14 protein-coding genes and 3 pseudogenes are annotated in these 26,020 nt (G+C 58.9%); 5 read left to right on the plus strand and 12 right to left on the minus strand.

What is annotated here, in order from left to right:
* Positions 1–151: 151 nt before the first annotated feature.
* A pseudogene (locus tag KIP88_RS40275) lies at positions 152–1,221 on the plus strand (IS256 family transposase); the annotation flags it as partial.
* 471 nt (positions 1,222–1,692) lie between these two features.
* Here KIP88_RS40275 and KIP88_RS40280 read toward each other — a convergent pair.
* From KIP88_RS40280 to KIP88_RS40325, 10 genes and pseudogenes are all read right to left on the minus strand, one after another.
* On the minus strand, positions 1,693–2,325 hold the full coding sequence (locus KIP88_RS40280) for a hypothetical protein (protein ID WP_308163752.1): 633 nt from the start codon (positions 2,323–2,325) through the stop codon (positions 1,693–1,695).
* A gap of 662 nt (positions 2,326–2,987) precedes the next feature.
* Positions 2,988–4,160 (minus strand): Xaa-Pro peptidase family protein, encoded by a 1,173-nt coding sequence (locus KIP88_RS40285; RefSeq protein WP_214493686.1) that lies wholly within the window; start codon positions 4,158–4,160, stop codon positions 2,988–2,990.
* A gap of 179 nt (positions 4,161–4,339) precedes the next feature.
* On the minus strand, positions 4,340–5,473 hold the full coding sequence (locus KIP88_RS40290; protein ID WP_214493687.1) for a mandelate racemase/muconate lactonizing enzyme family protein: 1,134 nt from the start codon (positions 5,471–5,473) through the stop codon (positions 4,340–4,342).
* Positions 5,474–6,551: 1,078 nt separating this feature from the next.
* A complete protein-coding gene (locus tag KIP88_RS40295) occupies positions 6,552–6,752 on the minus strand; it encodes a hypothetical protein (RefSeq protein WP_214493688.1) in 201 nt (66 codons plus the stop codon).
* Between the two features lie 122 nt (positions 6,753–6,874).
* Positions 6,875–7,723, minus strand: coding sequence for an acyl-CoA thioesterase II (gene tesB / locus KIP88_RS40300; protein WP_214493689.1), 849 nt, complete (start codon positions 7,721–7,723; stop codon positions 6,875–6,877).
* Between the two features lie 1,250 nt (positions 7,724–8,973).
* The gene (locus tag KIP88_RS40305; RefSeq protein WP_214493690.1) at positions 8,974–9,195 is read right to left on the minus strand and encodes a hypothetical protein; all 222 of its coding nucleotides are present in this window, start codon (positions 9,193–9,195) and stop codon (positions 8,974–8,976) included.
* 229 nt (positions 9,196–9,424) lie between these two features.
* Positions 9,425–10,115 (minus strand): annotated as a pseudogene (locus tag KIP88_RS40310) (MATE family efflux transporter); the annotation flags it as partial.
* A gap of 2,054 nt (positions 10,116–12,169) precedes the next feature.
* Positions 12,170–13,093 (minus strand): TauD/TfdA family dioxygenase, encoded by a 924-nt coding sequence (locus KIP88_RS40315; RefSeq protein WP_214493691.1) that lies wholly within the window; start codon positions 13,091–13,093, stop codon positions 12,170–12,172.
* Positions 13,086–13,685, minus strand: coding sequence for a hypothetical protein (locus KIP88_RS40320; RefSeq protein WP_214493692.1), 600 nt, complete (start codon positions 13,683–13,685; stop codon positions 13,086–13,088). Before KIP88_RS40320 ends, KIP88_RS40315 begins: the two co-directional genes overlap by 8 nt.
* 885 nt (positions 13,686–14,570) lie before the next feature.
* Positions 14,571–15,806, minus strand: a complete 1,236-nt coding sequence (locus KIP88_RS40325; RefSeq protein ID WP_214493693.1) for an acyl-CoA dehydrogenase family protein — start codon at positions 15,804–15,806, stop codon at positions 14,571–14,573.
* A 1,081-nt stretch (positions 15,807–16,887) separates the two neighbouring features.
* On the opposite strand from KIP88_RS40325, the gene KIP88_RS40330 reads away from it, so the two are divergent.
* Positions 16,888–17,094, plus strand: coding sequence for a hypothetical protein (locus tag KIP88_RS40330; RefSeq protein WP_214493694.1), 207 nt, complete (start codon positions 16,888–16,890; stop codon positions 17,092–17,094).
* A 524-nt stretch (positions 17,095–17,618) separates the two neighbouring features.
* Positions 17,619–18,977, plus strand: a complete 1,359-nt coding sequence (locus KIP88_RS40335; protein WP_214493695.1) for an LLM class flavin-dependent oxidoreductase — start codon at positions 17,619–17,621, stop codon at positions 18,975–18,977.
* A 934-nt stretch (positions 18,978–19,911) separates the two neighbouring features.
* Here KIP88_RS40335 and KIP88_RS40340 read toward each other — a convergent pair.
* Both KIP88_RS40340 and KIP88_RS40345 read right to left on the minus strand, forming a co-directional pair.
* Positions 19,912–21,078, minus strand: coding sequence for an IS110 family transposase (locus KIP88_RS40340; protein ID WP_214493696.1), 1,167 nt, complete (start codon positions 21,076–21,078; stop codon positions 19,912–19,914).
* A gap of 81 nt (positions 21,079–21,159) precedes the next feature.
* Positions 21,160–21,706, minus strand: a pseudogene (locus KIP88_RS40345) (helix-turn-helix domain-containing protein); the annotation flags it as partial.
* Between the two features lie 878 nt (positions 21,707–22,584).
* Between KIP88_RS40345 and KIP88_RS40350 the strand changes: the two are divergent.
* Both KIP88_RS40350 and KIP88_RS40355 read left to right on the plus strand, forming a co-directional pair.
* Positions 22,585–23,688 (plus strand): Ldh family oxidoreductase, encoded by a 1,104-nt coding sequence (locus KIP88_RS40350; RefSeq protein ID WP_214493697.1) that lies wholly within the window; start codon positions 22,585–22,587, stop codon positions 23,686–23,688.
* A 1,450-nt stretch (positions 23,689–25,138) separates the two neighbouring features.
* A complete protein-coding gene (locus tag KIP88_RS40355; protein ID WP_214493698.1) occupies positions 25,139–25,633 on the plus strand; it encodes an enolase C-terminal domain-like protein in 495 nt (164 codons plus the stop codon).
* Positions 25,634–26,020 lie beyond the last annotated feature (387 nt).

The raw sequence follows: 26,020 nt of genomic DNA on the forward strand, positions 1-26,020 counted from the left end.
AGTTCAAGTTTACGTCGAAGGTTAGAGATGGAGTGAACTGGGCATTGGCCAACAGAGCCAAAGGCCTGAGCTACGCGGACGTTACCCCGCGCCGCCCGCGACGCCATTAAGCACGCGCTGATCGAATGTCGCGAGTTTGATCACCAAGGATCTGGCTGCGGCGACCTTAGAGCGCACCGAAGGACGGCTGGGCTACCGCTCCGGCTACTATCCGCGCTCGCTGATCACCCGGGTTGGCAAGATCGAGCTCAAGGTGCCGCAGGACCGCCAGGGACGGTTCTCGACCGAGCTGTTCGAGCGCTATCAGCGGTCGGAGAACGCGCTGGTGGCAGCGTTAGCCGAGATGTACGTGCAAGGCGTCTCGACGCGGAAGGTCAAGCAGGTCACCGAGGAACTGGTGGGCCATGCCTTCTCGGCCTCCGCGATCAGCGCGCTCAACAAGCGGCTGGATGCGTCGCTAAAGGCCTTCTGCGAACGCAAGCTGAAGGAGCCGTTCCCTTATCTGATCCTGGACGCCCGCTACGAGCGCGTCCGGGAAGACGGGATCATTACGAGCCAGGCGGTGCTGATCGCGATCGGCGTCGACTGGGAAGGTCGGCGCCAGGTGCTCGCGGTCGAGCTGGCCAACCGGGAGAGCCGGTCGAGCTGGAAGGAGTTTTTGGAAGCGTTGAAGGCCCGTGGCCTGCATGGCGTCGAGTTCGTCGTCTCCGACGACCATCCCGGGCTGAAGAAGGCAATCGCCGAAGTCCTCTCAGGGGTGTTCTGGCAGCGCTGCTATGTGCACTTCCTGCGCAACGCGCTCGACTATGTGCCGCGCAAGGTCGACGACGATTGCCTGCTGGAGCTGCGCTGGATGTACGACCCGCGTGACCTCTTAGAGGTGCGGCGCGATCTGGAGGCCTGGCTTGCCAAATGGGGCGGCAAATATCCCAAGCTCACCGGCTGGGTCGAGGAGAACATCGAGGAGACCCTGACCTACTTCCGCCTGCCGCTGGCGCACCGCAAACACATGAAGTCGACCAACATGTTGGAGCGTCTCAACGAGGAGATCTGGCGACGCACCTATGTCGTCCGAATCTTCCCCAATGCCCGAGAGCTGCCTGCGGCTTGTTCGGGCGTTGACCGTCGAGCGGCCATGAGGCCTGGCTCGAGGACCATCGCTATCTCAACATCGATCTGCTGAAGGAGCACAAGAAGGAGGCGCTACGCCAGGCGGCCTGATGATGCTCAGGCCCACCAAGGGGATGCACGCCCCCCTCTCCGCCGCCGTCGCTCGCCAGCGCTACGCTTTGGGCAAGCGAGCGACGGCGGCTCCGAGGGGATGGCTCAGCCGGACCCCATGACCAATTTTGCTGAACTTGACGCACAGAACTGATATAATGACCTGGAAGTGGTGGTAATCTGGCCAATTGGTGAGCAGGTATCTGGTCAGACTGCGTTGCATCAGAAATATCCTTGCGCCCTGCTCCTGGCACAAGCCTTATGTGCGGGCCGGCGCGATCGAGCATGGAGTGCGAATAAATTCGTGAGATAGCGCGCATCTCTGATGCCATGCGCGGTCGGATCGAACGTGAGGATCCTTCAGGGACGTGTTCAGTTTCGCGCGATTTAGAATCGGGCGAACGAATAAGACGACTAGGTTCTCAGTGGCAGCGCAGGTCGAGTGGCACCGTTTTGAACCGTCGCGTTGCCTCAGGCGACCGATGCGATCATCATCCGGCAGAGAATGGTGATGTCGTAGACGGGCAGCTTCGTCAAGCTACGGATCGCCGGCGCGACGAGGGGGAATCCCACGCATTCAAACAGGATGGCCGCGATCTCCGGGTGCGCGGCGCGAACTCGGGCGACGCAGGCGGCAACATCCCCCTCAATAGCGCCGACGTCGGTCGGTGGGGGCGGACGCTTCAGTTCGTCGTGCCAGTACTTGCCGCCTTCGACGCCACCTATGACTATCCTCGCTCGCTCTGCCGGATCATGGATCCCGACCAGATCCTCGCCCAGATGCGTCGAGTCGTAGGTCAAAACGGCAAGCTTTGCAGACCTCGGCATCTGACGCAGCAAGATCGGCAACAGAATCAAGCTCGACATCGCCACCGGAACATTCACCGAGGCCGCAACTGCTTCCTGATAGCGAATGGAGAAACCGCACGTCGAGCTTATTGCGACGGCACCTTGCTCGACCAGCTGCCGTGCGGCTGCTACATAGGCCGGCTCAAGCGCCGGATCGCCCCGGACGACGTTCTCTACCCAAGCCCCTCGCACGGTTTCCGAGATAACCGGGAAGTTGAAGGTAGCCGGATTCAGCAACGAGTTAGACAGCGGCATTGGTCGCGCGGCATCGGACGGCAGCCCACGTTCGAGGTGTAGGATTCCGAGAGAGGCTGGGACCTGTAATGTCATTGACGAGTTCTAGCCGCCCTTCAGATTTTCGTCCAATGTCGGACTCCTATATCGCCATTTTCTGCGCTTGGTCGATGGAGCGCGAAGCGTCCCTTTCAATCAAACTATTTAACACAATGGTTGACCGTGGGGAACTGTCAAAGCTAACGCGATCGAGCCCAACTGACAGGAGCCCAGCCCAGGGGCCTTGGATTCATCCCGAATCACGGCGGAGCCGAAAGGAGCGGCCGTGTTCAATGTGCTCAGCTCAGTTATGCCGAACTTTTGCGAACGTGGCGTGTGGCGCTAAGGGAGACGTCCAACCGCCGTCTATTAGCAACGCACCCGCACCAGGAACCTGAGACATTTCCCGCGCGGATAGTGGACGTTGGCGTCAACACCACACGTTCCATGTACGAGCTCACGAGAATCGAATGGCTTCCTGACGCCGCTGTAGGTCTCGAAACACCGGGCCTATCCCATTCTTCGTCGATCACCACTGCAACACAGCAGGATTCATCGCCGTCAATGTCGCTTGGGAGTCAGATCAGGCTGTAAAGAGCCGGGCAAAACAGGCGACGACAGTCGTCCGACATCTCCTCACTAGCCTAGCCAAGCTCGAAGATCTTACGTGGCGCACTAGTTAAGGCTTCGGCGCCGGCTTCGGTAACACGGAATGTCTCGCTGATGACGTAACCAAAGTCCTCCTCGGTCCAGTTACCCAACATTAGATGAAATGTCATGTTCGGCTTTAGTTCTGTCGTGTCTCCATCGTTGAGGCTTGCGGTCGGCTCCGTCCAGTCAATGCCAATGGGGTACCCACAACGCGACTCCTTCTTGAAACCGAGACTGTTAATCGTGCGATAGAAGGCGTTCGCGACGTCACTGCAGGTGGCGCCGGGCCGCACGGTGTTCAGCGCGACTTCTAGACCGGAAAGCTCTGCCTCATGTAGGCGACGCAGACGGTCGGAGGGGCGGCCAACCGAGAAGGTGCGCATGATCGCAGCAACATAGCCATGGCGAACTCCGCCAAGCTCAAGATTGATTTGCGACCCGTTACGAATGATGTCCTCGCTCCAGCGAATATGGCACGTACCCGTGCGGGGCGAGGAGCAGAAGAACATGGACGTAAAGTCCGTTCCGGGTTTGCCATTGGCGCCGCGCGCCAGCGTAGCCGCGATCTCAGCCATGGCGTCCGCTTCGCGCACACCAGAGTGTATCACTTCTGCCGCCCGCATGATTCCCGCATCAGCGATGGCAGCAGCTTCCCGCATCACCGATATCTCGAAATCGGACTTAACGAACCGAATCCAAGCTACAGACTTGCTGCAATCCACGATCCTCGCTTTCGGCATCCGCGCTTTGAACTTGTCTGTAGTCTGCGCCGATAGGGAAGCCAGTTCGAGCCCCAAGCCGCGGTTTGCAAGACCAACTTCATGGAGGAAATAGATCACCGAGTCAAAGCCATCCATGTCAGGGTTGCCGATGAGGTTCTCTGGATAGCCGATCACGTTGCCGCGCTCCAGGAAGGCCTGATGGATGGCGGCCGGCACATCCATCTTACGCAGGATAAACGTCGGCTCCTCCTTGTGAATCGAAACCACCAAAACTTGCGGGACATAGCCGGACTTGGCGGTGTAACCGGTGAGGTAGGTGATGTTCGACGAGTTGTTTATGATAAGTGTATCGATGTCGCGCCGTGCCATTTCTGATTTCACTGCAGCAAGCCGCCGCAGGTACTCTGCTCGCGGGAATGCCTGCGGTCCTTTGCTGATCGTCATTGTCTTAGCTCCATCGGGGTTTCGTTATTCGAGAGTTGCCACGGCCGATCACGCAACCGCTATCCTGATAAATACTACGGTGGGATCAAAGCCTATCAGATGGGTGGCGGGAATCGCGAGCCTAGTGGCCGACCAGCCCCTGCAGCAAGCAATCTCGCTGCCGCGCGGCGGCTGACGCATCACTGCGCATCAAATCGCGCCAGAGCCTTCCGGTCGATCTCGATGCCGAGTCCTGGCCTGTCGGGCACGCGGACGATACCGCGGGCGTGCTCGATCGAGTCGGTGAGAATCGCCTGCCGGATCGGGTGCTCGGTGCGATCGAATTCCAGGAACGGCCCGGCGGTGTTAAGCGACAGCGGCGTGTGCGGCGGCAGAACCGCGATCAAGTGGAGGGACGCCGCGATCGCAATCCCAGTGCCCCAGACATGCGGGTTATAGCGGATGCCGAGCGCTTCCGCCATGTCGGCGATCTTCTTGCATTCGGACAGCCCGCCGGCCGCACAGGTATCGGGCTGCGCGATGTCCAGCGCGCGCGAGACGAACAGGTCGCGAAAGCCGAAGCGGGTGAACTCGCATTCCCCGCCAGCGATCGGGATCGACAGCGCCGTCTTCACCGCGCGATAGCCGGCGAGATCCTCTGGCGGCACTGGCTCTTCGAACCAGCCGATGTCGTATGGCTCAATCATTCGTCCGAAACGGATCGCAGCGACGCTGTCATAGGCGTGATTCGCATCCACCATCAGCGCGACATTCGGCCCGATCGCTTCGCGAACGGCGCGCGTCACGGCGGCATCCTCGCCCAAGCCGAAGCCGACGTTGAGCTTTACCGCAGAAAATCCTTCGGCCACATAGGCCGCCGCCTGTTCGGCGAGATACTGCGTCGGATCGTCTGATTTGCGCCGGTACAGGCCAGTCGCGTAAGCGGCAACCTCGGTTCGCTGCGCTCCGCCCAGCAGCTGATGCACGGGAACGCCAAAGTGCTTGCCCTTGATGTCCCACAGCGCGATATCGATGCCGCTCAAGCCCTGGATCACGACTCCCTTCTGGCCGTGATCGCGCAGGCGCGCATAGATCATCTGCCAAAGACAATCGGTACGCAGCGGGTCCTCGCCGATCAGCCATGGCGCGACGCTGCCGACCACGGCAGCCGTCATGCGCGCCGGGCCGTAGCATTCGCCCCAGCCAACGACACCCTGGTCGGTCTCGATCTCGACCAGCATGGCCGTGCGGCTGTCATACCAAGCGCGCGAATAGGCCAAAGGCTGGGACAGCGCGGCTTGAAGGATGTGGGTGTGGACGCCTGTGATCTTCATCGGTCTTTCCGTGCTGTTCTCGTACTGTTGCGCCAGGTTCAATGTGCCACTTCGACATCAATGCATCATGACTTAGGCGCGGTGAAGAAAACGCCAGGCAGGATACTTAACGGCATGAAGCTCACCTTTCAACATCGTGCGAACTTCGGCCAGAGGCCGATCTACGTTCGTCGTTTGGCCGTACAGCGTACGCCTATCAGCCTCGCAACTTTTAGCGATCGGCTAATGGAGAGCCGTATGCGTTTGTGAGAGAGTGCATTCAGACGCGCAAGACGAGCGATGATCTCCCTTCAAACCCGAGTGCTCACATCCGGAGAAGAAAGGAGCGCGAGAACAGCGGCTCTCAGTCGGTATTGCCGCCACTCACTAGCAACGGGTGTGCCAGCGGCGTTCAAACTCATTAAGCCTTTGGTTCGCTTTGAAAAGATTCGCACGCCCCAGAACGGCCGCCGCCGTTTTAAACCCGACAGCCGTTTTTACCGCTGTCAGAAACCGGACAAGGATCAGCCCTCGTTGAGCCGAAAACTAGCTGTCCGATCGTGATGATTCATATGCGGATTCTAGCGTCTCGAGCCTTAGTAGGGCATTTGCTGCACTGTCCCACAGCTAGCTTAGTGTCGATTTTCTAGGGATCATCGTAGGAAGGCTTTGGAACAGAGAACAAGGACAACTGGACCGACGAGCGCGATGTCTTCATGACTTGGCGACTTAGGATTAGAGCGGTAGCCGGGGATGACGGCTGTCGCAAATTGGGAGCAGGCCCTGGACGCAGCGACACTGAGCAGGGCGCCTCCGGTCCGAAATCCGAGAATGAGCAGTCTTGCTTCTTAGGCGCTTCGGGCGCCGGGCGCGCGAAGTGTTCATCGGTTTTATCGTTTAGCTTCTCGATCCCCATAGCCCGCGGCGGCGTCGAGGACTTTCTGGGCGATTGATCAAGCTCCCCTGCTATCGAAGGGACGTCGAACGTGGCAGCGCCGGAGGCTCTCGCGCACGTCAATGTTGAATGGCAAGTGCGAATGGGATCCTGTGCACACCCTTGTCTTGCCTACGCACACGCTGTGGGATACTATTGGGTGAATTAAATGGCCATGCCGCGCATATGAGGTCTGTTGGCCGGCAGCTGGAACGGGCAATCGGTATTGATCTCGGCGTTTTGGAAGGCGTTGCAGCTTCCTCCCCTTTCCCAATAGCTCATCAGCATGAGCGGAATAGGTCCGCCCCAAAACTTTCCAGCGAGTTGCCGGTCCGCGCTCGGTGCCCAGTTGTCCACTTCTTGCACGATTAGCACCTTATCGGTTGTCGTTGGGGACGCGATGCTGAAATACCTGCAGGATGACTGCTGTGGTCGCTGCGAGCGCGATGTCGATGCGGCCGCGAGACGCGTTTGTGCCACGTGAAGGCTCAACGTCGCTCGCGCACCGAGCCCTCCTGGGCGACGGAGGCGACCAGCGCACCGTCCGGTTTGAAGATCAGTCCCCGCGTGAGGCCGCGTCCAGCCTGAGCGCTCGGCGAATCGTGCGCGTAAAGCAGCCATTCGTCAGCGCGGAACGGGCGGTGAAACCACATCACGTGATCGAGGCTTGCGGCCATCATCCGCTTGTCGAACGGCGTGTAGCCATAGCGCGCCATCACCGAATCCAGCAGTGAGTAATCGGAGGCATAAGCCAGCGCGCACATATGCAGCGCCGGATCGTCGGGCAGCTTCGCAGCGGCCTTAATCCAGATATGAATGCGGCCATCGTCGAACTTCTGACCGAAGTAACGGCCAATCTCGACTGGGCGCAACTCGAGCGCATAATGGCGGCGTATGAATTCCGGCGTTTCGGGTAACATCGGCTGCTTGGACAACTCCTCGACGGTTAGTCTTTCCGGCGGCGGCACCTCGGGTATCGTATCCTGATGGTCGAACGTACCCTGCTCTTCGGCGTGAAATGACGCCATCATGGATAAGATCGCGTTGCCATGCTGGATCGCGGTCACGCGGCGCGTCGAATAACTCTTGCCGTCTCGCAGCCGTTCGACCTCGTAGATAATCGGCACCTGCGGGGCGCCCGGCCGGATGAAATAGCAGTGTAACGAATGCGGCAGCCGGCCTTCCACCGTGCGGCATGCCGCGACCATCGCCTGCCCGATTACCTGACCGCCGAATACCCGTTGCGAGCTAGTGTTCAGACTGTTGCCGCGAAACAGGTTCATTTCAATCCGTTCAAGATTGAGGATGGCAAGCAGGTCGATGAGGTAGTTGGACATCAAAGCATCTTCGGATTATTCGGCGTCATTCCGAGGAATGGCACAGCCACCGCCCCGAAAGTTTCTCCTGAGATTCCGGATTTGGTCGTTTGGAACCCGCAATGACCGTATCGGCCCTTCTGGGCAGTTGTTTCGCTAATCTGTTTCGCCTCTAGGCGACGCAGCCACACTTCAATTGGCGGAACCGTAATGAAGATGCTCGGTCTCATTGATTTGGGCAACCGAAGAGTTTCATCTGAACTTCCTAGGCCGGACTCCGAGGCGGCCATTTGGTAACTGATCCTTCACCGCTCCCGAGCAATCGGCGTGCCATGCTGCGAGCCTTGCTTGAAGAACCGCAAATCCATGTGCTTCATGCCGCGACAGAAAATGCTTACACCTTGAGTGTTCGGCTCTGAACATACATGTCTTCAACCGGACACGGCTGAACACGAGGACAAGGAGCGTGGAGCGGCCCCGATAGCAACTCGTGCCGAACGCCCGGCCACCGGAGGCCCTTCAAGCCTTTCATACAGTGACGCTCAATTAGCGCTCCGCATGACGTTCACAACTAGAACAAGACTCGTCCGCCCGAAAGCTGTGTCATGCGCCCAGGTTGCGCCGTCGGCAGCCCCTAACGTCGTAAGCGCTGTTCAGAGCTCGGGTGACCCGAGGCAATTTTGGCAGTTGCTTCGTTCGGCGCCGATTAGTCTGGCCTGATGCAGGTCGATTTTTGCTCCGCCGCACATTCCACGTCTGACGAGCTTGCGGCGCGTGATTTTGACCATCGTTTCTTCCGTTCAATGATCGGAGGGCAATTGCCGCCATGACACCTGCAGTATGCCTCGCCAGCCATCTGACGAAGGAGGCGACGAGAGTGGGGCGAGCGCGGTCGATGCATGGCTCGAGGCTCGCTTCGCCTTTGCGCCGAACCATCATGTGGAATTCGGCGATTATCCCACTGGGCTCGACGAAGATTATTACATTGCCGAACCGTGAGGGGCTCCGCCTTTCGTGACTCCCACCCGATCGTCATGACGCGCGCGAAGGTTCCGGCCGAAGGAATCCGCTGAAGACTTTTGGCGAGGGCCTTTTCGGCCGGTCATCTGCGGGTCGCCCGCTGCCTATGACGCGGAGCAAGCCTCGGAAAGTCACGCACCGTCAAGCGTCCCCAGCCCTCAGCACCATTTCAGCCGTCGGACGCTCATTGACCGTCGAGCCGTGGCAAATGCCGGACCACGAACTTTGCCGATCATGCCGCTGAAATCAGCTTAGTTTTGTGGCAACTCCTCACCAGTTAGCCAAACAAGCAACCAGTCGGTCAGAACGTTCTGTTCTACCTGCCGTAATCCGCCGGGTTCATGATGTGCATATCCGTATTGCGCAACGACACACTTATCCAGTTGCCAGTGCGCTACAAGTGCACACAAGAAGTCAGGATCCCACATGGAAAAGGACACGCCGAACGCTACTCCTGCCATGATCTTGGGCATGCCCTGTCCTCTATAGTCGCTGCGTACCCAGCCATCTCCGTGTAGGCCACTTTCCCGGTCATCCTCTTCGTGGTTGGTGCTATGCAGGTACAACTGTCGCGAGGATGTGCATTTAGGACCGGGTCAGCGCAAACACCTTTCAAGATATTCTGCAAGGTTGCTCCGCGAAGGTCATACAATCGAACGGCCTGTAGAACAGCGACGTCGCTATTCTTGTCGGCGCCTGTCAGAGATGTGCAAGCACGTAGTAGTCACGGAAAGGGCGGCGCATTGTGGCGAACCACAAACCCACAAAAAACGTCAAACAGTTCACAACGGTCGTGGCAAGACCCGCTCCGAACAGCTCGAGCGCGGCAGTGCGAGCTTCCCATACATCAGCAGATAAACCAGCACGGCATTCACGGGGATGGCCGCGAGTGTGATCCACAAGACCGGCTCCGGTCGGTTGACCGCGCACATGAAACTATGGATGGCCAGAAACCATAGCGCTGGCGCAGCGCCCCAGGCCAATCCAAACAGATATTGCTGGGCGAGCCGCGCCGCGTCCGGCGACTGGCCAAGCGTGAGCAGTGTTTGCTCGCCCCACAGCGGAAACACCATGATCGGAAGCGACAGCGGCAGCGCCGCCCACAGCCCATGCGAAGCGAGCGCCGTACCACGCCTAGATTATACGCCCCAAACGCCTGCACCGCAACGAGTGCGCTCGCCGTCAGAAGGCCGATGCCGAAGATGATGCTTACAAAATAGATCCTGCCGGCCAGCGCTGCCGCGGCGACCGCCTCGACGCCAATACGTCCGATGAAGGCAAGGTCGGTCGTCGTCATCGCGATCTGCCCAAACTGTATCGGCACCATCGGCAGCGCGAGTTTCGCGGTCTCGCTGAGCTCGACCGCGAGGTGATGGCCAGCCGCCCGTCTCATCAGCCCGTACCGCGAAGTTGATACAGGCTTTGTTTCGGCTATCTTGTCCATGGAAGTCACGCTGCTCGGTTGCCTCGGCGGAGGAACAATTCTTGGCTTCACCGAGAGGATTGTCTATGCCGCCCTGAGTTTGCGATGGAGCTGCGGATGCAGATTCACGCGCAACGTTCCGCAGCTGTGCGTCACCGCCGCGAAACGCGCCACGGGCTTGGACCTGCTATTGAGCCCTACCGCCTGATGCCCGCTCACCCACTGATGAGAATAACTGCGTTGTTTTGACCAGCGGTTCCGCCACGGGATCGACGTTTCGCGCGTGTTAAGCACAGGGAGACGCGGCAGGAGGCCGGAACGCCTAAGCGGTCGATCACCCGCATCGCGCAATCGGCGGCGAGAATCGGATCCCCGCACGGGGCGCGCGCGCCCCCGACCGCGAAGGCAAAATCGTGCCAGAGCGAGCAGTTAGGCGGAAAATGACCTCGAAGCAGTCGAATTCACACGCAGCGCATAAGTGAACTGATAGGCGATAACTCATGAGCCACCACTGCAATTCCTTGAGCGTGCTATGCTGAATGACATCCCTTTATCAAGACTCGTGCCAAGTGCCAGAGTTTGATTCGTAAGAGCTATCTGCTCAAGCGGACGTGTCGTGGGCTAGACAGCACGTCGCAAATCCGACGTCGGCACAGACACGCTTGATCTCGAGTCGCCGGTGACTGCTCAGATCTGGCAACGCGAGCTCTGATGCCCAGCACGCGCCAAGTCTGGAACTCCTCGCCAGCGAGCATCAAAACCGCGCGCTATCAGCGGACCTCAATGCCGCCAGGATTATCGAAGCAGAAAGAGCAGCAGCATGAACGAAGGAATTGTCGGACCGGCCACTTCGAAATGCGACGCGCGTACTTTACCTGCAATTTCGGAGACGCCAATGGGCGACGCCCGAGAGCTGGCGACGAAACCTGCTGGTACGGCGCGAGAGCGCCGGCTTGTCCGCGTAGCGACTTGAAAGGTCACACGGAGTCGCCGCCAGATGACGATCAAGGCGAATGCCGAAAAAACGGGATCAGCGTAAGGAAATGGCTCGCCACCACGCAACTGGAGCCGGCCAGCTCGAAAATCCGAGGTTGACGAATAGGCCTGCGATGCAGCCGAAGGACGACATACAACCGTCCGCGTTTGTCGTAAACGACTCTGTCGCTGATAATAACTAATAAAAGACTTGTGTGAGGACCAGCGTGAGGAAAAACAAATAACGAGCCGGCAGCCAAGCCATATCCCTATCGACGCGACCACCGCTCCTACGCGGGAGGGGCATCGCCGGCCATAGAGGCGAGTTCAGTCGGATCCTAGATTATCATACAACAGAAAAGACGCCGCTATTTTCCATCTTTTATCAAGTCTAAGGCTTGTTTCCCTCGTCTGACAGCGGCAGGAGGCGTGAAGTGGAAGTTCCGGCGCGGTTCTTAGGCGAGCCACTTCTAGATATTTCATCTTCTGGGCAGCGCAACTGTCTACAATCACGTGGATCGCTTTTCGCTTGGGGACCTCGGCGCGGTGTCGTTAAGGAAGCGGCTGAACTCAGGAGACTTCGTGTTACGGCGGATGAGCGTTCCATCAAGAACGCTGAGCGGGGCGAACAGCGTGGTCGTGCCGTTGCACTTAATCATCCGTGATTGTCACCGCAGCCGTGCGGTCGAGAACCTGGACTTGGGTCTCTTCGTCCACCGAGAGGACGGCGGCATGAGTCGTAGGATGGGCATAGAGGCCGAGGATGTCTCGGAGCTTCTCGGCGAACTGAACGTCCTGACACGATACGGCTAAAGCTGATGGGCTTCAAGGAGGTGTTGGACCGCACAAGCTGATACTGCCGTCTCGGACAGCATCCAGCCAGTCCAGTGCGTTTTGACCGGCGCATGATCTCGGCGTGCCGCAGCAGTACACGGTGACTAGATTGGTGTTGCTGCGCCACACGTGCTTCTGCGGCGCACTACGGTCGCAAGTGACAGCCGACGGCGGATAGGCCCGCCGACTTGGGAGCGCCAAAATGAATCAAACCACTAGGCGACCTTCGGCTGCTTGGTGTTTTTGATGCGCGTTACGCTGCATCGGCCATCGACGCTGACGGGCACCTCGCCATCGATGGTGGCGCGACGGACGACGCGATGCTGATCGCCATAATCATTTACCGCATAATGTTGCGTGGCGCGGTTGTCCCAGATCGCGACGTCGCCCTCCTTCCAGTTCCAGCGCACGGTGTTTTCGGGCCGGGTGATATGAGCCTGGAATAAATCGAACAGCCTCTGGCTGTCATGTTTCGGGATACCAACAAAGCGCTGCACCAGATCACCAAGCACCAGCGTACGCTCGCCGGTCTCGGGATGGACGCGCACGGCGGGATGCTCAGTCTCAAAGATCGTTCTTGTGTAGACCTCGTCAAAGTGCTTCTTGTCGGCCTCGCTGGCATGGCCCATTGCGGCGTAGTCGTAGGCGTTGCTGTGAATGGCCCAGAGCTCGTCTGCAAGCCGTTGCAGCGGCGGCGCCAGATCGAGATAAGCCGCGGCGGTGTTTGACCAAATCGTATCGCCGCCGAATGGTGGGATCACAACGCCTCGCAGCACCGCAATCTTGGCATAGGCATCGACGAACGTCAGATCGGTGTGCCAAAAGTCGGCGCGGCTACCGCCGCGGGCGGAATCAAGCTCGAGGATCGACGCCGTTCCATTGGTGACAGCCATTGTCGGATGCGGCGCAAGTTTTCCCAAACGACGAGCAAAACGCTCCTGCTCAGCGTCGTCGAGATGACCCTGGTCGCGGAAGAAGATGACCTTGTGTTCGAGCAGCACGCTGTTGATCGCGGCGATCGTCTGGTCCGGGAAATCGCCCGACAGCTTAATGTTCCTGACTTCAGCGCCGATGCGCGCTGCGCGTTTGACGATGTCGGCACGCGGAATGATACTATCGATCAAAGCCGTTTCACTCATGGTGGTATTCTCCAGGTTTGCGGTTTCTTTGCCAGACGAAGCTATTCAGCTGGACACGAATTGGGAAACGCCAGATTGTGGACCGCGCACCAGCCCGAACAATAGACCGCTCGCATCCCGCGCCGCCGAGTTCGCGGGCCCAGCGGTTCGCCCGCCTGGTGATGCGTCGCGTGACGAATGCGGCGGCCTCGATCGGATGGACGATCGTATTGTACAGCCTCCTACCTCGAACCTGGGCCCGAGGCCGACCGTAACCCGCGACAAACACCGAGGAAAAACGCAAGTCGACGATGCCGGTAAGCTGGAGTTTGGTTACCGCCATTTTGTCTGGTTCGGCACGAATCTGGACGATTTCCGCTAATGTATCGACCTTTTCGCCCACGACGCCTTGGATTTCGTATAGCTCGCCGGACAGCGAGCCGTGAAATGCTATGCAACGGCGGATCACAGGCGCAAAGCCGTCTTGGCTCATGATGGCGCTACACGTCACGTCTGTGAATTTCATCGCGATGGCGGCGGCCTCGTTGGTTCCAAGCGCCAGCGGGAAGCGCTTACGTGCAGGCGGACGGCAGGTGGCGGCGCTGACTTTCATCGCAGGCCTCGAGTTATCGAGGTGATCCTGAGCAAGCACCGTGCCAATCGCGAAACACGGGCCTCAAGCGATTCATTTGCCGAAGGAACGCTGAAATCGACAGCGCAGCCGCGTGGTATACAACGTCGTCCTGTATTGTCGTGGATACGACAAGCGCAGGTCGAGGCGCAATCCGAGCACTGCGCTCATCCGTGCGTCCGACGCGTTGCTGACACTCAGGGCACAAGCGCGCAGGACATTTAGGTTCGGACCTGATAGCGCCCCGCCAGGCATCACCTGACTCCCCGGTACCGCTTGCACATTGCGCGGTAAGCGAGTGGCCGCAAGGCGCGGATTGAAAAACGCGGAGTCTCAAATGCGAGATCAGCGGGTCAAGAAACGCTTTCTTGCCGATCCTACCCGCAATAGTGAGCATTGCATCATATCCCCGCCGCCCGACATGTACGAAGGCCAGTTATCCATTCAGTCCTGCGGCTCGATCGGCTTGCGACGATCGCATGCTTGACTGTGCCCTGATCAAGATAGAGCCCTTGCGGAGCACCCGGAAGATTATCGCGCTCGGCGGCGGAAGCAAACGTAGGGACGGGGACGGTACTGCTTGCCTGTCATTGGACATGATCCACGCAGACAGGAAGGTCGATTGCCCGCGCGCGGAATGGCTTGCGGCGCATTACGTAAGAGCTGCGATTCCTTAGGCAGTTTGACTCGCCGCCCTCGAACTGCAGCACGTCGGGAGACCGGAACACCTCCTCGACACGCTCGTGTTTCCAGGCATCAACGCCTCCTCAATAGACCCCGCGCTTGAAAACTTCTTATCCTTTCTGACACCGCCAGCCAACGTAGCGCTCTCCGATTTCTTTTCGGGAGCGCCACGGAGCGCTCGCTTCAATTTACCGGAGAGTGTGCATGTTTCCGTAGTTCGAGTCTGGTAATGGCGCGGCAGTGCACTTCATCGGGACCATCCGCTAGACGCATGGTGCGCGTCGTCGCAAAGTCGCGCGCAAGGCCCGCGTCGTCGGACACGCCGGCGCCTCCAAACGCCTGGATTGCGTGGTCGATGACCTTAAGTGCCATGCGGGGCGCCGCCACCTTGATCATTGCGATCTCGAGCTGAGCCGCCTTGTTACCGACCTTGTCCATCAAGTCGGCGGCTTTCAGGCACAATAGCCGATTCATCTCAATGTCGATGCGTGCCTCCGCGATGCGCTGCTCCCACACCGAGTGCTCGATGATCTTTTTGCCAAAAGCGATGCGCGAATTGAGCCGCTTGACCATCTTCTCCAGCGCCTCTTCGGCTTTGCCGATGGTGCGCATGCAGTGATGGATGCGGCCCGGCCCGAGGCGGCCCTGCGCGATTTCAAACCCCCTGCCCTCGCCCAGCAACAGATTGCTCGCGGGAACTCGGACACTCTCAAGCAGTACCTGCCCGTGCCCTTGCGGCGCATCGTCATAGCCAAATACGGGAAGCATTCTTTCAATCTTGATGCCCGGCGTATCGAGCGGGACGAGGACCTGCGATTGCTGCTGGTGGCGCGGCGCCTTGAAATTGGTCTTGCCCATCACGATGGCAAGCTTGCAAAGGGGATCACCCGCTCCCGATGACCACCATTTGCGGCCGTTGATGACGTAATGATCGCCGTCGCGCTCGATCCGAGTCTCGATGTTGGTGGCATCCGATGAGGCGACCGCAGGCTCCGTCATCAGAAAGGCGGAGCGGATCTCGCCGTTCATCAAGGGCTTGAGCCATTGTCCCTTCTGCTCCTTGGTGCCGTAGCGGATCAAGACTTCCATATTGCCGGTATCGGGTGCGGAGCAGTTGAACACTTCCGAAGCCCAGCCGATGCGGCCCATCTCCTCCGCAAGCGGCGCATATTCCAGATTACTCAATCCAGCCCCGCGGAATTCATCGTCCTCATGCGGGCACGGCGGCAGAAACATGTTCCACAGACCCTCGGCCCGTGCCTTCCTCTTGAGGTCCTCGATCACGGGGATTGCCTTCCAGCGATCGCCCTCAGCATCCTGCTGCTTGTAAACGGGCACGGCGGGCCGGACATGCTTGCTCATGAACGACTGCACGCGGTCAAGCCATTCTTTCTGCTTCGTGGAGATCATGAAATCCATGGGACGATCCTTACCTTTCTAGATTTGGGCCGCAATGTTCGCCCGCCCAGCCTGTAGCAACTGCCTGTTGGCCCTCTTCGCGACGACAAACACATAACGGGTTTGTCACCGCGCGGGCTCTCCGCGTGACGAGTCCCGTCTTCAGACGAAGTTTCATACAAGCACTTGAAATGCAACTCCCAAGCTTGGGGGGGCCACGCCGACCGACCAGCCCGATGCGTAAGACAAGCAATGCGGGCGACCGCTGCGCGGCTCGCCGCTTGAGCACATTGTTCGCCTCAAGAACGGTTGTCTTAGCTGAGCGGGACGAAGGGCACGCAGCTGCTGTTTTGACGGTAACGTATCCGGGTGGACGAAGCGGCAGTTCAGAATGCAAGTCTCACGTCATTGTAGTTCCGTAACTCACAAGTTCGCATCATTAGATTCGCGCTATAGTCGCATCGCTATGCCATGTTCTCTCAGGGCAACAGCGATGGAGCATTCGATGCTCCAGCAACTTCCGCCCCTGGTCCCAAGCGATGACTAACGGACTGAGTTGAACGCGTTGGCAGGCCACCGGAAGAGAACCCAGGCCCTGGCGTTGAGAGCCCGCATTGTTCTGGCCTACGCGGAAGGCAGCTCGAACCGTGAGGTGGCGGCGAGGCTCGACCCAATCGAAGTGACAGTCGGCAAGTGGCAGGCGGTTTGTCGCGTAGCGGCTGGAAGGCCTGCGCAACGAGCGAAGGTCTGGGGCGCCGCGGAGAATCGAAGATGCGCAGGTCGAAGCCGTCGTCGCAAAAACCTTGCAGATCCTTCCAAGGGATGCGATCCACTGGAGCTCGCGCGGCAACCCCAACCTTTTCAAATGGGCCAAGTCTGCCATATCGAGGACCTGCCGCTACAATACTCAAAGCCAAGCATCCTAATGCCACGAATTTCTGGTTCAGGACACTAGCTGGATCCCATGATCGCATTCCGGGTCAACTACCAATGCTAGTAATTGATCTAGATGGCGGGAGCATGTCACGTATCGGTTGATGACCGTCGGGCCGGTCAAACGTCAGCTGGAGGGAGTTCGGCATGCAACATCAACGACGGTCTGTTGTCGCCAACGGCGCGGATCGATGCCCTGGCGCATGCAGAACTCTTCCTGCAAGTCTGCTCCAACCGCGACTTCGCATGGAAGTGCATGCTGGTCTGGACCGGCGCGACCGTCGAGCGCGCCGGTCTTAAAACGCACTGGGATTCGGGCCCGTCAATTGCGCGCTCTCTCGACTACCGCGACGCGAACGAAGCCGCATACCGTTAAACTCATCGAGGTGATCGAGCGCATAGTTCGGCGATAGCGGCTTCGCGACTTTCCACAATACGCGCAACGGTGCGCAATTAACAATGACGGAGGATTGGCCAATGCTGCGTTCGAAAGGCGTTGCTGAAGGTCGGCATTCGGCCATCTGTTTTCAGCTCGGTGAAATTTGCAGTTACCACCTCCGATGGGCAAAAGAGCTGGCTTGAAGAGCAGACGAACCGATACTTTCGCAAGATCGATGCCGTTCTAGCGGATCTCGGTACGGATAAGCGGTATCTGCCGTCTGCTACCATCTTTCTCTCGGAACTCCGACAGAGGGCTAGGTCTGACGATGTTTAGAACGCGGCTTGGTCGGAGCCGCCTCAACACTTGTCTCAGAGAGTATCGAAGCAACCTTGTCGGGAGGCACACGAGATCTGTAGTGGCTGCAAAGCTAGAGCGTCGAGCCGCGTTATTCGGTTCAACGAACACGATAGCAGCTGAACACGTTCGCGAAGATCGTTCAATTCAAAGGGAGACACGGCATGCGGCGTAATGATGAAATGAAGCTAGGACTGTACCTCGTCCAGGCGGGTTATCACGAAGGTGCATGGCGCGATCCGAGCGTGCCGGCGAATGGCGGAGTTGATGTTGATTATTACGCTCATGTGGCAGCGCTTGCCGAAAGTGCCGCGTTTCACTTCGTATTTCTCGCCGATACTCCAAGCGTACCGGAACAAGATCCCGCAACCATAGCTCGTGTAAGCCGAAACGATGCCTTCGAGCCACTCACGCTGTTGTCGGCGCTTTCATCGAGAACACAACACATCGGTCTTGTCGCGACGGCGACGACGACGTACCATCAGCCTTATCATCTTGCACGCATGTTGGCCTCACTCGACCACCTGTCGCGGGGACGTGCGGCCTGGAACATTGTCACCTCGGGAAATAAGTTCGAAGCCTCCAATTTCGGCGAAAGTGCACTTCCAGATCATGATACGCGCTATGTTCGAGCGAGAGAATTCGTCGAGGTCGTCAAGGGTCTTTGGGACACGTGGGAAGACGACGCTTTCATTCGCGACAAGCAAAGTGGTATTTTCGCTGATACCACGAAGCTGCATTTGCTTGACCACCTAGGGGACTACTTATCAGTCAGAGGGCCCCTGAACATCGCGAGACCGCCGCAAGGCTATCCCGTGTTGATTCAGGCTGGCGCATCCGATGCTGGGATTAGGTTTGCTGCAGAGCTTGGCGAGGTCGTATTCACCGCCGCACCTTCTTTAGAGCATGGCAAGGCATATTACGCAACTCTCAAAGAGAAAGCGCGCGCACTTGGGCGGCGGGACGATCAGGTGCTAGTCATGCCCGGCATTGTCCCGATCGTTGGGAGGACCAAGCAAGAAGCGTCTGAAAAGCTTCAAAAACTACAATCGTATACCCACGTCGACGTTCAAATTGGAGCGGCCGATCGTTCGCTGGGGTTTGTCACCGACCTTGGTTCAATGAATCTCGACTCACTGGTCCCCGAGACTTTACCGCAGACGAATTTCATCCAGAGTCGCCAAAAGGTGCTCCTCGACTTGGCGGTACGCCAGAAACTCACTTGGAGGCAACTCATCCGTTTGGTGTCGGACAGCCGCGGTCATCTGATGGTTGTTGGAACACCGGACGAAATTGCCAACACCATGGTAGACACATTCGAGCAACGTGCGGCTGACGGATTTAATGTAATGCCGGCGACCTTTCCCAGCGAACTTAAGGATTTTGTTGAGCTCGTCGTTCCCGAATTGCGCCGACGAGGCAAATTTAGATCCAAATACTCCGGACAAACACTACGAGAGAACCTCGGTCTCAAGCGGCCACTCAATCGGTTCACGCAGGCAGGTGCAAGAAGTCGTCCGTGAAAAGTAGTGTGCGGGGGGTCTGGAAAAGCTCAGAAGCTAAAGCGGTCGTGCTGGCGCTTGTACGTTTCCGATAGCAAGGCGTACCTGGATATGTGGTGGCAGCGGTGCAACAGTTGCATATGGGCGCCAGGAAAGAATTCAGGCTATCCAGCGGCAATCGGAGCCCCCGTGGGAGAACGCCAACAGCGTGGGCAGCGATCTACGTTCTTGTCTCGATAGGGGACTCTCGCGTTAACGCTCAAGCCCGAGCTCAAGAGGCAGTCGCTGTCATCGACGATCGAGGCACCTATAGTTTTCAGCAGCTGCGCGCTCGCGTGGCGCGGGCGGTGGAGAGGATGAAGGCCGGGCCACGCAACAAGGTCGTTGTTGTGTACGGTTCGCATGGGCTGCATGTATATGTCGGTATTCTGACGGCGCTCGCAACAGGGACTATCCTGCTGATGCGGCCCGTGTAGTCGGTTTGCTCCGACTGGTATTTCTTCGGGGTGAGGCCAAAACGCGCTTCCGTCGCTTTCCAGGTATGCCGTCGTCTGTCTTCGCCCAGACGACGAACACGTCCGCGATAGGTGATTTGGTGATCCACACCCTGGCGCAAGGCTGCTCGCGATCAATTGCCTGGATTTGGCTCACATGGGGATTTGTGGGTCAAGATGTTCGGATCAGGATTCCATGGTAAATCTCCCGTCGTTGCTCCGTATCCAAGGTCTGAGCCCGTTTGCATGACCCGGCCCGTTTCCGATGCCGCTTCAAACTCACATCCGGTCGCCGCTCTTATCGGCCGCACCAATATCCCGCTTGCGTCGGGCGAGGGCTCAGGAGGGCGGGACCATTCTCTTCTTCGGCTTTTTAAGCCAGGCCAAATTTCGGTCCGCTCACCTGGATCCGCTGGAGCTGATCAGGCCCCGGAAGATTGAAAAGGGGGAAGCGTTTGTTTTCAGGCGGCCGTTATCTCGGCTCCTTCCAGCACAACCCCGGCGGTCACATATTTGCAGAAGGCGATCAGCAGCTTTCGCGCCAAGGCAACGATCAGCACTTTCCGAACTCGGCCACCATTGAGCTGTACGCGCTGATGAAACCACAGGGTCAGTATCGAACGGGGCTGATGCCTTACCCACAACCAGGCGAGCTGGATCATGGTTGTTCGCAGCCGCGGGTTTCCGGCTTTGGAGACGCCTTGTTCGTGCGCGACGGATCCGCTCCGCCAGGGCGTCGGCGCCAATCCGGCATAAGCGGCAACCTGCCGTCGGTTGGAAAAGCTTCGGAACAACCCCTCCGACCACAGGACACCGGCGAATTCCGGGCCAATCCCCTTCAAATTCTTTAACATTGCTCCTGGCGCTGGCGTGCCTTCGTCCGACGGGCTGAGCATAGCATCCCGCTCAGCCTCCACGGACTTGATCTGTTGAAGTGTGAGTTCAAGTCGATCAAGTTCGCGTCCAATCTGTGCCTTCAAATGCTCAGGTAGCGGACGACCATCACCGGTCCTGAGTTCCTCAAGCCGCTCCCGTCTTTTGCGCAATAAGGGCTCATAGTCAGAGATGCCCTGGGCGAACAGCAGCCCCTTGATCCGATTGACGTGCTCGACCCGCTCCGCTGTCAGCGTCTTTCTTTCGCGGCAGATCCGGCGGCGATCCTCCTCTTGTGGAGTCGGTGCTCGAACCATGGCACACACCCGCGGCTCGCCTCGCTTATACGCCAGCAACGCGCGCACCAGAGCTTCCCCGTCGATCTTGTCAGTCTTCGCCCGTCGACGCCGGCGCGACGTCGCGATTGAAGCGGGATCAACGACGTGGCTTTCGACCCGTTCGTCCTGCAGCAAGCGGTGGATCCAAAAGCCGTCGAGACCCGCCTCCTGAATCACGATGATTGGAACGACATGCCCCGTGCGGACCTGCACCTTGTCCTTGAGCTGAGAGAACCGCGCCCACAGTCCAGCGACATCGCCGCTGCGAACCGTATGCTTCGACATCTTTTCTCCGCCGCCCGGCGACAGCGATGTAATCAGCCAGGTCGATCGACTAAGTTCCAACGAGACGAAAATCGCGCCAAGATCGGTGCGGATAGCGGTCGGCGCTTGGGGTCGGTCAGTGACAATTTGCATGGTCGCCTCCAGAGTGGGTGGGTCAGCAACCTCACTCTGCCAGAGCGTCGGTCGCTATCCACTCCCCATGGGATCTCTTCTCTTCTCATCGATGCTGAGGAGAAGTGCTCGGTTCGGCGGCGATATGTAAAGGCCGACGATATCGCGCGCGTTGCCGACGAACAGCGGCTCGCTCGACAGCTTGAATGTCTGTCTCCGGTGCGGCTAGACTAGAGGCCGAACGCGATCCACGTTCGGCGGATCGTGGTGTGGGAAACGCCAGTTTCCGCAGCCATGAAGCGGATCGACCAGTGCGGCGCATCTGTGGGCGCGGTGCGCAACGTCCGCTCGATCACAGCAGCAACCTGATCGTCGTTTATGGTTCGATGGCAGCCAGGGCGAGCCTCATCGAGCAGGCCATCACAGCAATCCTTCAAGAGACGGCGATGCCACTTACCAACGGTGTGGCCATGGAGGCCAAGCTCAGCCGCGATGGCCCTGCTCGACAAGCCGTCCGCACATCCACAAGACGCGACATCGCTCAGACCGCGAGTTCGCGACACGCTGACTCCTGCGCACTCAGCACCAACGGCGCGATCGGCCGCCGGCGTCTCGTACCCTCTCCTCTAGGGTTACGAGTACTTTTTATAATGTGACGAACTTGCGCTCTAGTTGACTAGATGTTTAGTCTCAGACTTTAATCGTGCGCTGGGAACGACGATCGTACGAGGCGAGGTCGCGATCCCGGACCACACCTCGGTTAAGGTTGAGCCACTTTCCTCCAAACTCCTCAATAGAGCAGAAGTTTCGCCATGAGCTAAGAGCATCGGCGCCCCGCACGAGCTTGTCGCGCCGGACTTGGCCGATCCTCCAACTGATCTCTGCAACCCTGCGACCTTGGCAAGCCCAGCCGCTTCCTCCGCGAGTGCCCGGGCCATGGGAAGACACAGCTTATGATGCCGGATGGCGGACCGATCCCTGAGGGTTGCTGGTGAGTCCATAGAACCCATCATCCTCAAGCGAAGTTCAAGCTCAGACGAGAGGCGCCCGCCATCGCATCTAAGCTTCGACGTCTGTCGTGCGATCCACGTCCGTTTGAAGACGCCTACGTCGGAAACTGGACAACAGCGGGCCGGCCATTCCATAGGGAACATTCGCAGATATCTATTTTTTCTGTAGTCAAGCAAGGCGCGGCCCAGATTCCGCGAGCGGCACGCCAATTGCTGCGATGAGGAAGAACCACCGACAAATCGATCCGATCGGCGCGTTATGGAGGAGCAGAAAGCTTGCCGGCTGCTTGCGTGCGATCGACATCCACTGAGCTAGACAAGCTCGTTTAATTCTCCCTCTTTTGAACGCGATGGCTTTTCGACGCACGTCCGGGCTGCGAACTGCTCTTGGAGGAATGGCGGTGCGCTTGTGGGTTTTTGAGGACTAATCTATTTGGGGCATTCGAGGCAAGCAATTTGCAAGGCGTGTCGGGCCGGCCGAGGTGTTGGCGACTGGCCGAAATCGAGGAGGATCTTAATGAGTCCAATCGAGAACTCAGGGCTCGGCCCGCTGCATAAGGAGGGGCGCTTTCTGGTCGTGAAGGCCGATCGCCTCACCCGGATCTGTGCGGCGCTGCTGCAAGCTGCCGGCACCCCGGAGGACGAGGCACAAGCGGTCGCGACCGGCTGCGTAAATGCCAACCTGGCCGGCCATGATTCCCATGGCGTCATCGCCATTCCGACCTATATCGACGCGATCAAAGCGGGTCATATCGTACCGGGAGCGGAGTGGACCATCGTGCAAGAATCTCCGACCACAGCCGTCATCGACGGCCAATGGGGCTTTGGCTTCCATGTCAGCTCCAAAGCGATGGCGCTCGCCGTCCAAAAGGCAAAGAGCGCCAATGTCGCGGCCTGCACCGTGTTCCGGCAAAGTCATCTCGGACGGCTCGCCGCTTATCCCTTGATGGCGGCAAACGCCGGCATGATCGGGCTCGCGGCCGCTGACTCCGGCCGCTCACCTAAATATGTCGCGCCCTTCGGCGGACGCGAGGCGCGGCTCGGCACCAACCCAATTTCTATCGCGGTGCCTTCCGATCTCGAGGCCCCCTTTCTTCTCGACATGGCGACCTCGGTGGTCGCCGCCGGTAAGATCCAGCTGGCGGTCGCGCGCGATGAGGAAATTCCCAGCGGCTGGATCATTGATGCCGCGGGACGGCCCACCACCGATCCCCGCGAATACCGCAAAGGCGGCGCGCTGCTGCCGCTCGGCGGCACCCAAGGCTACAAGGGCAGCGGCCTTGCCGCGATGGTGGAGGTGCTATGCAGTCTGCTGCCCGGCCCTGGTTTCGGGGTCGAGCCGAGCGGCCGGCACAATTTCGGTTGCTTCATGGCGGTGTTCAATGTAGCTGCGTTTCGCCCACTTGATCAGTTCAAGAAAGAGGTCACCGACTTCGCGCATTACCTGAAAACTACGCCGCCGTCGGAAGGCTCATATGGCGTGTTCTACCCTGGCGAGATCGGATATTTGCGCGAACAGGAGCGCAGGGCAAATGGCATCGAAATCGAGGACGCAACCTGGGAGAAACTGCGCGCGCTTGCACGTGACTACGGGCTTGCCGGCGAACTCGATCTCGCCTGAGCAGAAGAGCGGCATGACACGGCAAAATGGCGGTGGTGGCTTTCGGCGCAGAACTGAACGAGCTTGCCGAGCTTATAGCGACATGCGGAGTAGCGTGAGCATTCGATGTTGGCGGACCCATCCTAGAAAACGCAAGGTCCATATGGCCCTATGTTAGTGCTAGATAGGCCAAGGAAACTGTAGACGTTCGCTGCACCCGCGAGTGTACTTTTGGTGAGTGTGGATCCTCAGTCGCGCTCTCGCTCAACTCGATGTTTGCCGGGCTGGACGAGGCGAGCTGAGTATTGGCGTGTTGTAGGCATCAATCGCTCGAGTTGTCAGCAAATCCTACCGGTTATAGCGCCGCGTAATTGCAAGAACGGAATCGGCGACTACTTGACGATGGCTACGAAAATAACTCTAGCCAACGCTACGACTTTCTTAGTGACCTAGTCCTTCGCGATGTAGTTGTAGTGGCGGACAATGGCTACGCGGAACCACGCATGAGTTTGCGCTCCAACCATCCGAACACGCAATCGTCGGAACTTACGAAGTTCTCGATGTCCTTAAGGGAGTCCGGGTCGTCCGCGGCATGATCAACTCGAGCTCAATACGCCGCCCTGCAGTCAGCTTGTAGTTTGATCGCCTCTGATGCGCTGACCGTGCCACGCCCACCGGCGACCGCCCAATTCCAAAGGCCGCCATCGCAAACCGCCGCAGCAACGCGGCGATCAGACACAGCGAAATCGGTAGCGAGAACAGCCGACAATCCTTCTCCATAGACGCCGATCCGAGTGGCATGGACGTCGGGTCGACCTGACAGGTAATCCAAACAGCAAGACAGTAACATTTCTGATTGGCCACGCTGGTGATTTGAGACGTCATCGTGAGAGACAACGAGAATCGAGACCGCGATGTCGGCCCGACGAAACGCGCCGCGATCGCCGTGTCCACGATGCGCGCTTGGCGCCCTGTGGGTCAGCGACGTTGTCCCTGTTGGCGGCCGCCACGGCGCCCTGCCGCTTGATCTCGGCCACCACTGCGTCGGCGATCGTTTGGTCTCAGCCGTGGCCGTCGAGGCCGCGCCTGATCCTTGACCACGAGCTTGGCGCCGGAAGCAGCCAGCAGGAGGGGACATTCGCACCCGTCCGGTGCTGGCGACGATCACCATCGCCACCCGATTTTTGAACGATCACTTGGAGGACAGGGTCACAGCCATCAGTGGCACCCACCGTTGCGACTTCACCCACCCCCTAAACTGAGGCGTGCGGCCGATGGATTGAGCCGTGCCACGCCTGAGACGCTTCGAAATCTAGCCGGTCAGATCCGGCGACTTGACAAATTTCGCACCCGACGCGTACACGTGTGCGTACATTGGGAGTACGAGGGGCATTACGTTGAAGGGGAAGGATCGGAGCCGGATCATTGAGTCTCTACGGACGATGAAGCTGGCAGCGCGGAGTGGTCAGCGGTGTTGTTCGATTGGTTGCGTAAATTCCCGATCGTGTCGGTGGAAGACCCGGTCGCGGAAAGCGATGTGGCGGGTATGACCGCGTTCACAGCCGAGGTGGGCGCCACGGTGCAGGTGATCGGCGATGATTTTCTCGTCACGGACGCGGCGCGCGTCCAAGCTGCGGCTGCGCAAGGCTGCTGTAATGCCGTGCTGCTGAAGCCGAACCAGGTCGGGACGATCACCGAGACTCGTCGAGCACTGGAGGCCGCCAAGTCGCTCGATTGGGGCTGTATCATCTCGGCTCGTTCGGGCGAGACTGAGGATATCACCGTCACCCATCTGGCGACCGGTTGGAATGCCGGTCAGCTCAAGGTCGGCTCGATCGCGCGCTCCGAGCGGTTAGCCAAATGGAACAAGGCAATCCGGATTGAGGACGATCCCCGCTTTCACGGGGGCTATCTCGGTGCCGAGCCGCTGCGCTGCGACTGGCGCCGCGGTCCATGGGCGTCCTGACCTGAAGATCGTCCCGAGAGCCGCCGTTTGTGCGAGATCCAGCTATGCCCAAACTGCTTCGGCAAGGTGCAAGTCCTCGAGGCAAAACCACCGAGACCGACGCGCGCTGGTGGTGGTGCTATTTGAGTCATCGTCAACTTCGCCACCGCGGAGTAATGGGGACGTACGGCGATTCCAGGTGAAGGCGCTCACCAGTCGCAAGGCTTCTGCGTGAATGAGGGCTCTACGCCGCCGGAATGCGGTAGCCACTGCGGTAACGCGCAGCCAGCCCACCGGCCCTTGAACAAAGCTTCCAACTGAACTCTCAACCGGAAAGTCCGTTCTCATGTGCAGCGTCGGAAGAGCTTGAAGATCTTGGTGGGGGCACCAGGGCTCGAACCTCGGATC

This window comes from Bradyrhizobium sp. SRL28, assembly GCF_018596315.1.
Classification (GTDB): Bacteria; Pseudomonadota; Alphaproteobacteria; order Rhizobiales; family Xanthobacteraceae; genus Bradyrhizobium.

What these genes read in the sequence shown, in the direction of transcription:
- KIP88_RS40290 (WP_214493687.1), bottom strand. Translation starts at nt 5,473, where the DNA reads ATGAAGATCACAGGCGTCCACACCCACATCCTTCAAGCCGCGCTGTCC.
- KIP88_RS40280 (WP_308163752.1), bottom strand. Translation starts at nt 2,325, where the DNA reads ATGCCGCTGTCTAACTCGTTGCTGAATCCGGCTACCTTCAACTTCCCG.
- KIP88_RS40305 (WP_214493690.1), bottom strand. Translation starts at nt 9,195, where the DNA reads ATGCCCAAGATCATGGCAGGAGTAGCGTTCGGCGTGTCCTTTTCCATG.
- KIP88_RS40320 (WP_214493692.1), bottom strand. Translation starts at nt 13,685, where the DNA reads ATGAAAGTCAGCGCCGCCACCTGCCGTCCGCCTGCACGTAAGCGCTTC.
- tesB (WP_214493689.1), bottom strand. Translation starts at nt 7,723, where the DNA reads ATGTCCAACTACCTCATCGACCTGCTTGCCATCCTCAATCTTGAACGG.
- KIP88_RS40285 (WP_214493686.1), bottom strand. Translation starts at nt 4,160, where the DNA reads ATGACGATCAGCAAAGGACCGCAGGCATTCCCGCGAGCAGAGTACCTG.
- KIP88_RS40335 (WP_214493695.1), top strand. Translation starts at nt 17,619, where the DNA reads ATGCGGCGTAATGATGAAATGAAGCTAGGACTGTACCTCGTCCAGGCG.
- KIP88_RS40325 (WP_214493693.1), bottom strand. Translation starts at nt 15,806, where the DNA reads ATGGATTTCATGATCTCCACGAAGCAGAAAGAATGGCTTGACCGCGTG.
- KIP88_RS40350 (WP_214493697.1), top strand. Translation starts at nt 22,585, where the DNA reads ATGAGTCCAATCGAGAACTCAGGGCTCGGCCCGCTGCATAAGGAGGGG.
- KIP88_RS40315 (WP_214493691.1), bottom strand. Translation starts at nt 13,093, where the DNA reads ATGAGTGAAACGGCTTTGATCGATAGTATCATTCCGCGTGCCGACATC.
- KIP88_RS40340 (WP_214493696.1), bottom strand. Translation starts at nt 21,078, where the DNA reads ATGCAAATTGTCACTGACCGACCCCAAGCGCCGACCGCTATCCGCACC.